The sequence below is a fragment of the Janthinobacterium sp. TB1-E2 genome (genome assembly GCF_036885605.1).
Classification (GTDB): Bacteria; Pseudomonadota; Gammaproteobacteria; order Burkholderiales; family Burkholderiaceae_D; genus Janthinobacterium; species Janthinobacterium aestuarii.
In genome coordinates, this window is sequence record NZ_CP142523.1 from 3,161,825 (window position 1) to 3,173,865 (window position 12,041).

At 66.3% G+C, this 12,041-nt stretch carries 10 protein-coding genes; 2 read left to right on the plus strand and 8 right to left on the minus strand.

What is annotated here, in order from left to right; translation table 11 throughout:
• Window position 1: 1 nt before the first annotated feature.
• Together OPV09_RS14095 and OPV09_RS14100 are read left to right on the plus strand one after the other, a co-directional pair.
• On the plus strand, window positions 2–652 hold the full coding sequence (locus OPV09_RS14095; RefSeq protein ID WP_338678531.1) for a glutathione S-transferase family protein: 651 nt from the start codon (window positions 2–4) through the stop codon (window positions 650–652).
• Between the two features lie 18 nt (window positions 653–670).
• Complete coding sequence (locus tag OPV09_RS14100) at window positions 671–1,696, plus strand: LLM class oxidoreductase (protein ID WP_338678532.1); 1,026 nt, start codon at window positions 671–673, stop codon at window positions 1,694–1,696.
• Window positions 1,697–1,702: 6 nt separating this feature from the next.
• On the opposite strand, the gene OPV09_RS14105 is transcribed toward OPV09_RS14100, so the two are convergent.
• From OPV09_RS14105 to OPV09_RS14140, 8 genes are all read right to left on the minus strand, one after another.
• Complete coding sequence (locus OPV09_RS14105) at window positions 1,703–2,989, minus strand: DUF445 domain-containing protein (protein WP_338678533.1); 1,287 nt, start codon at window positions 2,987–2,989, stop codon at window positions 1,703–1,705.
• Between the two features lie 59 nt (window positions 2,990–3,048).
• A complete protein-coding gene (locus tag OPV09_RS14110; protein WP_034751289.1) occupies window positions 3,049–4,446 on the minus strand; it encodes an amino acid permease in 1,398 nt (465 codons plus the stop codon).
• Between the two features lie 211 nt (window positions 4,447–4,657).
• On the minus strand, window positions 4,658–6,445 hold the full coding sequence (locus tag OPV09_RS14115) for an MFS transporter (RefSeq protein ID WP_338678534.1): 1,788 nt from the start codon (window positions 6,443–6,445) through the stop codon (window positions 4,658–4,660).
• A 35-nt stretch (window positions 6,446–6,480) separates the two neighbouring features.
• Window positions 6,481–7,575: an N-acetylglucosamine-6-phosphate deacetylase gene (locus tag OPV09_RS14120; RefSeq protein WP_338678535.1), complete on the minus strand. Its 1,095-nt coding sequence runs from the start codon at window positions 7,573–7,575 to the stop codon at window positions 6,481–6,483.
• Between the two features lie 3 nt (window positions 7,576–7,578).
• Entirely contained in the window at window positions 7,579–8,346 is a 768-nt protein-coding gene (locus tag OPV09_RS14125; protein ID WP_034751280.1) for a DeoR family transcriptional regulator, read from the minus strand.
• A 35-nt stretch (window positions 8,347–8,381) separates the two neighbouring features.
• Entirely contained in the window at window positions 8,382–9,725 is a 1,344-nt protein-coding gene (locus tag OPV09_RS14130; protein ID WP_338682301.1) for a D-tagatose-bisphosphate aldolase, class II, non-catalytic subunit, read from the minus strand.
• A 5-nt stretch (window positions 9,726–9,730) separates the two neighbouring features.
• Window positions 9,731–10,678 (minus strand): ROK family protein, encoded by a 948-nt coding sequence (locus tag OPV09_RS14135; protein ID WP_338678536.1) that lies wholly within the window; start codon window positions 10,676–10,678, stop codon window positions 9,731–9,733.
• Window positions 10,665–11,813: a tagatose-6-phosphate ketose isomerase gene (locus OPV09_RS14140; RefSeq protein WP_338678537.1), complete on the minus strand. Its 1,149-nt coding sequence runs from the start codon at window positions 11,811–11,813 to the stop codon at window positions 10,665–10,667. Before OPV09_RS14140 ends, OPV09_RS14135 begins: the two co-directional genes overlap by 14 nt.
• Window positions 11,814–12,041: the final 228 nt, after the last annotated feature.

The following is a 12,041-nucleotide window of genomic DNA, read 5'->3' on the forward strand; positions in this document are numbered from 1 at the left end:
CATGCACAGCATCACATCCCCCGCGGGTTCGCTTGAACTCTACACCGACAGCTCGCCCAACGGCTTCAAGGCCACCATCGCACTGGCCGAACTGGGCTTGCCGTATCGATTGCGCCATGTGCGTATCGAACAGGGCGAACACCGGCTGCCCGCATTCCTGGCCCTCAATCCGCACGGGCGCATTCCCGTGCTGGTCGACCACGAGACAGGCATCACCGTGTTCGAATCGGCCGCCATCTTGCTGTACCTGGCCGAGAAGACGGGGCGGCTGTTGCCCGCGGCGCCCGCGCAGCGCTGGGCCGCCATCACCTGGCTGCAATTTCATGCGGCCAGCATGGGGCCGGTGCTGGGCCAGCGCGTGCATTTCGAGATCGAGGAGAGAGGCGCAAATGCGGCCGCCACGGCACACTTTCGCCAGCTTTGCGGCGCGGCGCTGGCCACCATGGATGGCCGCCTGGCGGCCAACGCCTACCTTGCCGGCGACGACTATTCCATTGCCGACATCGCCAGCTTCGGCTGGCTGCACATCGCCCGCATCGTCGGCTTCGATTTATCCGCCTGGCCCCACGTCAGCAGCTGGTACGCCCGCGTGGCGGCCCGCCCGGCCGTGCAGCTGGGCGTCACTATCCCCGCGCCCGCCACGGGCGCCTGATTTTTATCGAGGAACAGCATGAGCAATGACAACACGGAAGGCGCCTCGTCGCAGGCCTTCACCCAGCACCGCGGCTACCGCCGCATGTTCGCGCCCGGCGCGCTTACCCTCGGCATTTATCTGCCGCTGCGCTTTTACCAGGGCGACATGCAGGCGCTGGCCGGCCAGGCCGACCTGGTCGCCGCCATGGACAGGCAAGGCTTTGCCGCCGCCTGGGTGCGCGATATTCCCCTGTTCGACCCGCGCTTCGGCGATGCAGGCCAGATGTTCGACCCGTGGACCTATCTCGCCTACCTGGCGGCGCGCACGGACTCGCTGGCCCTGGCCACGGGCAGCGCCATTTTTACCCTGCGCCATCCCATCGACTTGGCCAAGGCGGCCGCCAGCATCGACCAGCTGTCGGGCGGGCGCCTGGTGCTGGGCACGGCCTCGGGCGACCGCGCCAGCGAATTTCCCGCGTATGGCGTGCCGTACGATACGCGCGGCGAACGCTATGCGCAGGCCGTGCACCTGTTCCGCCAGTTGCTGCGCCCTGGCCCCGCGCATGTCAGCAGCCCGCTGGGCAGGATTGAGGGCCTCGAACTGCTGCCCAAGCCCGTGGCGGGCGCCATTCCCCTGATCGTCACCAGTTCCTCGGGCCAGCCTTTGGCATGGATAGGGCGGCATGCCGATGGCTGGCTGACGTATCCGGAAGCGACCGGTACGCCGGACGGGCCGCGCCGGCTGGCGGAAAAGATCCGCGCCTGGCGCCAGTGCATCCCGGATGGCGGCTTTCGTCCGCACATGTGCAATGAGTGGCTGGATCTGGTGGACGACCCTGACTACCCGCGCACGCCCGTGCGCAGCGGCTATGTGCTGCGCACGGGGCGCAAGGGATTGATCGATCTGCTGGGGGAATGGCAGGAAGCGGGCGTCAACCATGCGGCACTGGGCATCCAGCATGGCCAGCGTCCGGCCCCCGAGGTGCTGCAGGAACTGGCGCAGGAAGTGCTGCCGCATTTTCCTGCGCATGCGGCGCCGGCCAGCGCCGTGCCGCGCTGGTAAGTCCGCTTAGAACGCTTGGCTGGCGGCGTAAATGAGCAAGCCGGCCAGGCCGCCCACGACGGTGCCGTTGATGCGGATGAATTGCAGGTCGCGCCCGATGGCCAGTTCGATGCGTTCGCTCATTTCTTCCTTGCTCCACAGGTCCAGGCGGCTGGCGATGAAGGCGCCCACTTCGCCCCGGTAGCGGCGCACTAGCGATCCGCTGCCGGCGACGATGGCGCCGTTCAGCCATGCCCGCGCATGGTCGTCCGTGCCCAGCACCCGGCCCGTGTTGCGCGCCAGGCTGGCGATGGCTTGCGCCAGCACGGGCTGGTCCGCGTGCAGGTCGGCCAGCACGCGCGTGCTGATGTGCTTCCACACGTCACCCAGCATGGCTTGCACCGTGTCGCTGGCGATCAGTTGCAACTGGTAGCGGCGCACCGTGTCCTGCCACTGCGGGTCGGCCTTCAGGTGCAGTGCGCTGTCGGCGATCCAGCCGGCGATGCGCTGGCGCAGCGGGTGTCCGGGATCGATGCGCACGGCGAGCGCGAATTTTTGCAGCGAGGCGATCATGCGCGGCTCGTACGCCTTCACGGCCTTTTTCACGAGCGCGTTCTCGATCTGGAAGGCGCCCAGCACGAAGTCGCCGATGGCCGCGTGGTGCGCCTCGTCGTCGAGGAAGGCGGCGCCGCGGTCGAGCAGGAAGTCCAGCAATTCTTGCGGCTTGCCGTCGGCGATCAGCGCATCGATGCAGTCGGCCGCCACGTCCGACAGGTTCAATTGACCGAGGTAGCCGCTGGCCTGCTCGCGCAGCAGGTGGCCCAGCTTGTCGTGGTCGGCCATCGCCAGCAGCTGTCTGGCGACACCGGCGCTGGCCATGCCCAGCTGCCGCGCGTGGGCCTCGTCACTGAGCCAGGCGCCCAGGCGCGCGGCGGGGTCGGCTTGCGCGATGCGTTCGGCGATGCCTTGCTCGGTAATGAAATGGTTTTCCACGAAGGCGCCCAGGCTGCGCCCGATGTCGGCCTTGCTGTTCGGGATGATGGCCGTATGCCACAGGGGAATGCCCAGCGGGTGGCGGAATAGGGCGACGACGGCGAACCAGTCGGCGATCGCGCCCACCATGGACGCTTCGGCAAACGCTTCCACATAGCCCCAGGCCGGGTGGCCGCCGCGCTGCGAGCGGGCCACGGCAAACACCAGCGCGGCGAGCAGCAGCAAGCCAACGGCCAGCCACTGCATGCTGCGCAGGCGCGCGCGCTTGAGCTGGTCCGTGCTGTGGTCCAGCTGTTTGATGAGGTCGGGGGAGCGTTGCATCGATGGCGGTCTGCAGGGTTGCGAGACCGCCATCTTACTGCGATGGCGCAGTGGAGGGATTACTGTTGCGGATGCAGCAGCGAACGGCGGCGCGCGTAGCCGAAGTAGATGACCAGACCGATCACGAGCCAAATGGTAAAGGCCACCCAGGTGACCCAGCTGAGGAAGGTCATCAGGCCCACGCACAGGATCACTGCCAGCGCCGGCACGTACGGCACGCCAGGGCAGCGGAAGGCGCGCGGCAGGTCCGGACGCTTCTTGCGCAGCACCACGACGGCGACGGAGACCATGGTGAAGGCGGCCAGGGTGCCGATGTTGATCAGCTCAGCGAGGATGTTGAGTGGGATCACGGCGGCGATCAGGCCGAAGACGATGCCGACCAGCCAGGTGGCGAAGAACGGCGTGTGGAAGCGCGGGTGCACGGTCGACAGGCGCTTGGGCAGCAAGCCGTCGCGCGACATGGCGAAGATGATGCGCGTCTGGCCGAAGGCCATCACGAGGATCACGGTGGTCATGCCGAGGATGGCGCCCAGGTCGACGAAGCCGGCGATCCAGTTTTCGCCTGCATATTGCAGGGCCAGCGAGACGGGATGGTCGACGCCGAGGAATTTTTGATATGGCACGATGCCCGTCATGATGGCCGACACCACGACGTACAGCACGGCGCACACGGCCAAGGATCCTATGATGCCGATCGGCAGGTCGCGCGACGGTTTCTTGACTTCCTCGGCGGCCGAAGTGACGGCGTCAAAGCCGATGAAGGCGAAGAAGACGAGGGCGGCGGCGCTCAGCATGCCGTGGTAGCCGAAGGGCATGTAGGGCTGCCAGTTGGCCGGCTGCACGTGGCGCGCGCCGAAGATGATGAACAGCAGGACCACGCCCACCTTGATGGCCACCATGATGTTGTTCAGGCGCGCCGATTCGCGCACGCCCCAGCCCAGCATGGCCGTCAGCAGCAGCATGATGACGAGGGCCGGCAGGTTGATGAAGGTGGTCACGCCAGGCAGGGCACCGGGTGCGGCCGTCAGGGCGACGGGCAGGGCGATGCCAAAGCCCGACAGCAGCGACTGGAAGTAGCCGGACCAGCCGACGGAGACGGCGGCCGCGGCCAGGCCGTACTCGAGTAGCAAGTCCCAGCCTATCATCCAGGCGGCCAGCTCGCCCAAAGTGGCATAGCTGTAGGTATAGATGGAGCCGGCCACGGGCACGGTGGAAGCGAATTCCGCATAGCACAGGGCGGCGAAGCAGCAGGCGACGGCCGCCACGACGAACGACAGCGACAGGGCGGGGCCGGCCGTCAGCGCGCCCGTGCCGGTCAGCACGAAAATGCCCGTGCCGACGATGGCGCCTATGCCCATGAGGACAAGGTCGAAGGGCCCCAGCACTTTCGCCAGACCTCCCGGTTTCTTGCTGTGGGCGATCATGTCATCCAAATTCTTGGTTCTAAATAAGCTCACTGTGTCTCCTGGTGGTTTTTGTCATGGCGCCATTGCCGCCTCGTGAGTAGCACGACGCAGCCAGATTCTAGCCCACGCGCCCTTGATTCCAGAAGGAAAACCGTACGGTGCCGTGCGCGCCAGCCCCGCAAACTTGTCCGGCAGGCAAAAAAACAGCCCCGGATGGTGGCCCGGGGCTGGAAAGGAGACTGCTACAGTTGGTTACTCTGGCTTACTTGGCAAAGTGCGCTTCGATCTCTTCCAAGGTCTTGCCCTTGGTTTCGGGGAGCAAAAACGCTGCCGCCAGGAAATACAGCACCGTGCAGCCGGCGCCAAAGAAGAACAGGGTCGAATAGCCGTGCAAGCCCACGGTCGGCAGGAAGATGGCGGCGATCACCGTCGAGACGAACTGGTTGACGAGCAGCGCGATGCTCATGCCGTTCGAGCGGATGCGCGTCGGCATCAGTTCGGACAGGGCCAGCCACACGCACACGCCCGGTCCCACGGCAAAGCTGGACACGAACACGCAGATGGCAATGGCCACCAGCCAGCCGTGCGTCGACGAGGGCACGGGGCCCAGGCTGGCCTTCTCGATGCGCAGCGGCGCTTCGCGCCCGGCGGCCGGGTCGGCGAACGGATTCAGGTGCAGCTTGCGGAAGAACACGCCGATCACGCTGTCAGGCTGCACGGCGTCGTCGCGGGCGATCGTCACCTGGCGCAGCACGGGGTCGTCGCTGCGCAAGCTTTTCACGTTGGTGAACGGGCCGTAGGCGTAGGCGATGGTCAGCTGCTGCGGCGTGCCGTCGGCCGCCGCGCCCAGGGCCGTCAAGGCGGCCGCATCGAGGTTCAGGGCCAGGCCATCGGCCTGCACCTGCGCCGCGATGGCGGGGCGCACGTCGATCAGATGGGCTTCGGCGCCGCGGAACAGCAGGCCGGCCGCCAGCAGCGAGACGACGATGCCGCCCGTGCCCAGCATCAGCAGGAACTTGCGGCCCTTGCGGTCGACCAGCAGCACGGCCACCACCGTCATCACGGCATTGAGTACTTTCAGCAAGACGTCCGCCATGTTGGCCGAGGCGCCCGACAGGCCGGCCTGGTTCAGGATATTGACGACATAAGCGAGGATGGAATTGATGCCCGTCGCCTGCGTGCAGGCGAGGATCAAACAAGCGAGCAGGAAGGGCAGCACGTAGCGGCGGCTCAGCAGTGGATCTTTCGCCTTGCCGCTGGCCTTGGCTGTATTCTCGGGCGTATCTTGCATCTCGCGCAGCTCGACGTCGGCGGCGGCGGGCAGGCGCGTGCGCAGCAGCGACTGGCGCGCCAGCTCGATGCGGCCCCGTTGCGCCAGCCAGCGCGGCGACTCGGCCAGCAGCAGGGCGCCGACGGTAAACACGAGGCCCGGCGTCAGACAGACCCAGAAGATGCTGCGCCAGGCCTGGTCCTTGGCCGTGAAGATGGCGGCAATGCGGCCCGCTTCCGGCAACGCTTGCGCCGCCTGCGTGGCCGTTTCCACCGTCTGCGCCTGCATCAGGCCGATCAGGGCGGCCGCCACCAGGCCGATGGTCAGCAGCAGCTGGAACAGGGCGGCGCCGCGTCCACGCTGCTGCGCGGGCAGGCATTCAGCCAGGTACAGGGGCACGACGACGCCGATCAAGCCGCCACTGATGCCTTGCAGCAGACGGCCCAGCAGCAGCGGCGTGTAGCCGTCGGCCAGCGCGATCAGCGGGATGCTGGCGCTGAACAGGGCGCCGGCCAGGAACATCACCCAGCGCCGGCCCAAGAGGTCGGCCAGGGCGCCGGCGAACAGCGACGACAGCACGGAACCCAATAGCACGGCGGCGACGATAAAGCTCAGCTGCTGGGCCGTCAGTTTCCAGGCCACGGAGGCCGTCGATTCCAGGTAGGGCAGGGCGCCGGCGATGATGCCGATGTCTATGCCGTACAGCAATCCCCCCATGCCGGCAATAAATAGCAGGTAGCGCATGGCCCACACGGGGGCCTTGTGTGACGTGTCGTGCATGGTAACTCCGGGACGGGGTTGAGGTTGTGGATGGTCTAGCGGGTGGAAAGATCGATGGCCGTGCCTTCGACGAAGACGGACACTGGCTGTAATTGGGAATCGAGGACGACGATATCGGCCCAGGCGCCCGGTGCCAATCGGCCCCGTTCGGATTCGCCCAGGTAGTCGGCCGGGTACAGCGACAAGCGGTTCGAGGCGTCGGCCAGGTCCAGGCCCAGGTCGACGAAATTGCGCAGGGCCTGGTCCATGGTCAGCACGCTGCCGGCCAGGGAACCCGTGGCCAGGCGCACGCAGCCCAGGCATTTGTAGACGCGCTGCGTGCCCAGGCCGTATTCGCCGTCCGGCATGCCGGTGGCCGAGGTGGCATCCGTCACGCCGTACAGGCGCGGGATGGCGCGCAAGGCCGCGCGCAGGGCGCCCTTGGCCACGTGCTGCAGGTCGGGGATGATTTCCGCATATTCGGCATGCGCGAGGGCCGCGCCCACCATGCCCGGGTCGTAATGCGTCATGCCCGTCATGCCGTTGTACAGGTGGGTAAAGCCGGACACGCCGGCGTTCAGCGCCGCCACGCCTTCGTCATACGTGCCGGCGCTGTGGCCGATCTGCACGCGGATACCCATCGCCGCCAGTTGCGGGATCAGTTCCAGGTGGCCGGGGATTTCCGGCGCCATGGTCAAGACCTTGATGGGGGCGATGGCGTGGAAGCGCTGCACCAGCGCCAGGCTGGCCTGCACGACGTCGGGCGGCTGCGCGCCCAGGCGATGCAAATTCAAAAACGGGCCTTCCAGGTGCACGCCCAGCATGCGCGCGCCGTTGGCTGGGCGCTCGGCGATGACGCCGGCCAGGCCTTGCAGGGCGCGCAGGATCGACGGTTCCTTGGCTGTCAGGGTCGTGCCCAGCAGGGCCGTGGTGCCGTGGCGCGCGTGCACTTGCGCCACGGTGGCGCCCGCGTTCCCGCCTTCCATGATGTCGACGCCGGCCGCGCCATGCACGTGCAGGTCGATGAAGCCGGGCAGGATGGTCAGCGCGCTGTCGGCGGCAGGGTCTTCTTGTATCTGGACGATGCGCTGGTCAAAGGTGATGGTGCCCGTGATCCAGCCAGATGGGGTAAGGATTCTGCCGCTCAGCATGTGTTATTCCGCTATAAAAAGTTCGATGCCCAGCTTTTGCAGCCCTTCGCGGTACTCCTGGCTGATGCTGGCATCGGTGATGACGGTATCGACCCGGTCCAGCTGCACGATGCGGTGCAGGCTGACGCGGCCGAACTTCGAGGCGTCCGTGAGGACGATGATTTTCTTCGCCCGTTCCACCATCTTGTGGTTCAGGCTTGCTTCCGCTTCGTGGTGGGTGGTGACGCCGAACTGCAGATCGAAGCCGTCGACGCCCAGAAACAGCTTGTCGAAGCTGTAGGCCTGCAGACAGGTTTCCGCCTGGCTGCCCTGGATCGACAGCGACTGCTTGCGCAGCAGGCCGCCCGTCAGGATCAGGTCCACGCCGGGCGCGTCGGCCAGTTCCCACGCGATGTTCAGGCCATTCGTGGCCACCGTCACGCCCGTCGCATCGCGCAGATGGCGCGCCAGCGAGATGGTGGTGGTGCCCGAGTCGATGATGATGTTGTCGCCCGGTTCCACCAGCCGCGCCGCATAGGCGCCGATGCGCTCCTTCTGCTCGTGGTTGATGGCATCCTTCTGGCGTATCGTGTGTTCAAGCGGGGGCGTGCGCGTCAGGGTCGCGCCGCCGTGGCTGCGCGTGGCCATGCCTTGCGCTTCCAGCGCATTCAAGTCGCTGCGGATGGTGACAGCGGACACGCCGAGCTTTTCCACCAAGTCGGTCACTTGCACCGAGCCCTGCTGGGCAAGCATTTGGAGGATGGATTCACGGCGTTGGCTGGTATTTCGCATGGTGGCGGGCTCGGTAAAAAGTGAAAATACCGAGCTTAACAGATTGCCGCTTCGGCAATGACGGGGACTGCCGCATTGCGGTTGCAGGCGCGCGCATATTGCGCCAGCAAGCTGCCGATCTTGTGCTCGATCAGGGCCGGCGCCTGTGCCGGCAAACTGCCCTGCACCACGGCCAGATACTGTTCCGGCAAATGCTGGCTCAGGAGCGGCAGCGGAATGGCCACCGTGTCCAGGTTGGCCAGCAGCTTGGCGACGGCGGCCGCCACTTCCGGCTCGCCCCAGTAATAGCGGCAACGGTCGCTCAAGCCGTAGCGGCGCATCAGGCGCTGCTCGTCCGGCGTGCCCAGGTAATGCTTGATCCAGTTCTTCGGCTTGGCCACCATCACGTCGTCGAGCACCTGCATCAGCTGCGAGGTGGCGTGCGCCGGCAGCAGTTCTTCCTCGATCTGGCACAGCGCGAACAGCGCCTCGCGCAGCGCGAAGGTGGCGGCCGGGCCCACTTTCAGGATGGCGAAATGGTCGCGCACCATGGCGTGCAGCGCCGTTTCGCGCTGGTAGTCGGTGGAGTGGGCTTCGAACACGAGGCCGGGCTGCTCGGCGACAAAGGCCGACAGTTCTGTGGCGGCATCGGCATCGTAGTGCTGGATGCTGCTCTGGTCGAAATCAACGCCAGGCTGCACCACCATGGCGATGACGCGGCGCCAGGCGCCATGCAATTCCTTGTCGAGGAAGGCGCGGCGGTGCACGTCGAGCGTACGGCGCGCCGCTTGCGGGCTGGTGACGGCGCCGGCTTGTGCCAGCGATGCTTCGCCGCCGGGAACCGGTACTTCCGTACCGATCACGTAGACGGGCGGCGCGAAGCCGGCGGCCGCCGCCGCTTCCTCGGCGACGATGCACAGGCGCGCCGAACGGGCGGCCACTGTTTCATCGTCGAGCTGCAAGGGATCGTCGGCACAGCGCATGCTGCAATCGAGGTGGATCTTATGGAAGCCGGCCGACGCATACGCGGCGATCAGGGTTTCGGCGTGGTTCATCGCGGTGGCCGCATCGAGGTGCTGCCAGGCGTTCGGCCCCAGATGATCGCCGCCCAGCACGAGGCGGCTGGCGGGGAAACCCTGTTCACGGGCCAGTGCCAGCATGGTGTCGCGGAAAACGGCCGGCGTCATGCCCGTGTAGCCGCCGAACTGGTCGACCTGGTTCGACGTCGCCTCGACCAGCAGCACCGTGTCGTACTCGCTGGCCACGCGCATGGCGGCGCGCAGCACGCTCGGGTGGCTGCAGCAGACGGCGTACAGTCCCACGCGCTCGCCGCGGCGGTGCGCCTTGATCACTTGCTGGATCGGGGACAGGGTAAAAGTCGGGTTTTCCGCTTGCTTCATCATGTTTACGCCTTTGTATGTTGTCGTATCAAAAGGGCCGCGCCGCGTGCGCCGCCGGCGTCGCCAAAGCGGGGCGGCAGAATCGGCGGCACGTGCACGCCGGGGAACAGATGGCGTTTCACGGCGGCCGGCAGCTTGTCGTACAGGTGCGGCAGTTTGGACAGGCCGCCGCCAAGCACGATGACGTGCGGGTCGTAGGCCAGCACGAGGCCGGCCAGCGCGTGGCCCAGTACGTCGAGGTGCACGGCCACCGTGCGCTGGGCCACGGCGTCGCCCATGTTGGCGCGGGCTACGATGGCCAGAGGCTCGGCGCCGTCGCCGCCAAAGTGCATATGGAGTTTGCGCATGGCGGGGCCGGAGACGTAGCGTTCCAGGCAGCCCGTCTTGCCGCACGGGCAGTCGTAACCGGCCAGGCCGTGCTGCGCCAGCAGGGTGGCGGGCAGGCTCCAGTGACCCCATTCGCCGGCCACGCCGTTAAAGCCGCGCAGCAGCTGGCCGCCCACGCAATAGCCGCCGCCGGCGCCCGTGCCGAGGATGGCGCCGAACATGCTGGCGGCGTTGTCGGCCGCGCCGCCTTGCGCTTCCGACAGGGCGAAGCACTGGCAATCGTTGCCGATGCCGACAGGGCGCTGCAAGGCTTGCTGCAGGGTTTGCGCCACGAGGCGGCCGTTCAGAGCCGGCACGTTGGAGCTGAGCTGGCGGCCGCTGGCGCTGTCGATCACGCCGGGCAAGCCGATGCCGACGGGTGCCGTCGTGCCCAGCACCGCGTCGCCGTGCGCCACGAGGTCGACGATGGCTTGCACGAAGGCGGCAAAATCGTCGCCCGGCGTGGCGACCCGTTCGCGGAACACTTCCGTCAGCGCGCCATCGCAGTCGGCAAACGCCACCAGCTCCATCTTGCTGCCGCCGATGTCGATGCCGTGGTAGCCGGCTGTGTGATTAGAATTGGTCATGGCCATAGATGGTGACGCCTTGCACGACACGGTTGACGATGCCGCCGGCGAATGGATTGTCGGGGCGCAGTTGCAGTAGTGCGGACTGGTGCAGCGCATATTGCTGCGCCATCAGCAGCCACAGCGGGGCCAGCCAGGCGTCGGGCCAGGCCGGCGCATCGGCCGACAAGGTGGCAGATAAGTCGCCGCCGATGCCCACCGTCAGGCAGCGCTGCGCCACGCTGTCGCGCTGCAGTTCTTTCAATAGGTCGTCTTCGTACTGGCGCGCCAGCGGCTTGCTGCTGCGCAGCAGGATCACCAGCGACTCCGTGGTGACGGCCGATTTCGGGCCGTGGCGGAAACCCAGCGGCGTATTCGCCATCGCCATCACTCTGCCGCCCGTCAATTCCAGGATTTTCAATGCGGCTTCCTTGGCCAGCGCTTCCAGCGGGCCGCTGCCCAGGTAGACGACGCGCTGTACGGGTGTCGAACCCAGGTCCGCCACAGGGGCCGACCAGTCGCGCAAGGCGTGTCCACCCAGCTGCGCCAGGGTGTCCAGGCGAGACAGATCCGTGTCCTTGCCCAGTACGGACAGGGCGGCCAGCAGCATGCTGCTGAAACTGCTGGTCATGGCGAAGCCGCGGTCGCAGCTGCCTTCCGGCATCAGCAGATTATAGGTATTGCTGTCGTTTGCGCCCTGGCGCGCCAGCTTGCCGTCCGCATTGCAGGTGATGTTCAGAAAGCGCGCGCCGGGCACGACCTGGCGCAGCAGCTCCACGGCCGCCAGGCTTTCCGGGCTGTCGCCGCTGCGGGCAAACGAGACGAGCAGGGTGGGCGCGTCCGCTTCCAGGTATAGCTCATGGTGCGTCAGCAAAGTCGTGGTGGCGATGGCGCGGATCTGCGCGGGCCAGGCCGCATTCAGGGTATCGACGACGATTTCGCCCACATAGGCCGAGCTGCCGGCGCCCGTCAGGATGACGCGTTGTTGTGGGTTCGACAGCGCGTCGCCGAGGAAGGCGGCCAGTGTCGCTTGCTCCTTGCGCAAGATGCCGGCCAGCGCGCGCCAGATGGCTGGCTGGTGGGCGATTTCCTCGGCCGTGTGCAGGCCGCCGATGTCGCGCCAGGTTTGAATGTCACGCTGAAGAAGGGTAGTCATGAGAGGTCAGTAAAGTGTTTGTTGGAGAAAGCATAAATACTAAATTTCGAAAAGTCAAATACGAAAGTAAAACGAAAGTAAATAGTTGGGCGACTTGCGAAATAATGTCGTTTAAACGGCCAGGAAGCATGCTGCGGTGCAGCGCAAAAGCTAGTGGCGGCGCGGTATGTCGCGGAAATGCCACGATAACGAAAGTATGTTTTGTGACATTTTGGTGAAACGTAAGAA

Excerpts from the sequence above, each read along its gene's own strand:
- OPV09_RS14135 (WP_338678536.1), bottom strand. The coding sequence starts at position 10,678 with ATGACCAATTCTAATCACACAGCCGGCTACCACGGCATCGACATCGGC.
- OPV09_RS14125 (WP_034751280.1), bottom strand. The coding sequence starts at position 8,346 with ATGCGAAATACCAGCCAACGCCGTGAATCCATCCTCCAAATGCTTGCC.
- OPV09_RS14120 (WP_338678535.1), bottom strand. The coding sequence starts at position 7,575 with ATGCTGAGCGGCAGAATCCTTACCCCATCTGGCTGGATCACGGGCACC.
- OPV09_RS14105 (WP_338678533.1), bottom strand. The coding sequence starts at position 2,989 with ATGCAACGCTCCCCCGACCTCATCAAACAGCTGGACCACAGCACGGAC.
- OPV09_RS14115 (WP_338678534.1), bottom strand. The coding sequence starts at position 6,445 with ATGCACGACACGTCACACAAGGCCCCCGTGTGGGCCATGCGCTACCTG.
- OPV09_RS14130 (WP_338682301.1), bottom strand. The coding sequence starts at position 9,725 with ATGAAGCAAGCGGAAAACCCGACTTTTACCCTGTCCCCGATCCAGCAA.
- OPV09_RS14095 (WP_338678531.1), top strand. The coding sequence starts at position 2 with ATGCACAGCATCACATCCCCCGCGGGTTCGCTTGAACTCTACACCGAC.
- OPV09_RS14100 (WP_338678532.1), top strand. The coding sequence starts at position 671 with ATGAGCAATGACAACACGGAAGGCGCCTCGTCGCAGGCCTTCACCCAG.
- OPV09_RS14140 (WP_338678537.1), bottom strand. The coding sequence starts at position 11,813 with ATGACTACCCTTCTTCAGCGTGACATTCAAACCTGGCGCGACATCGGC.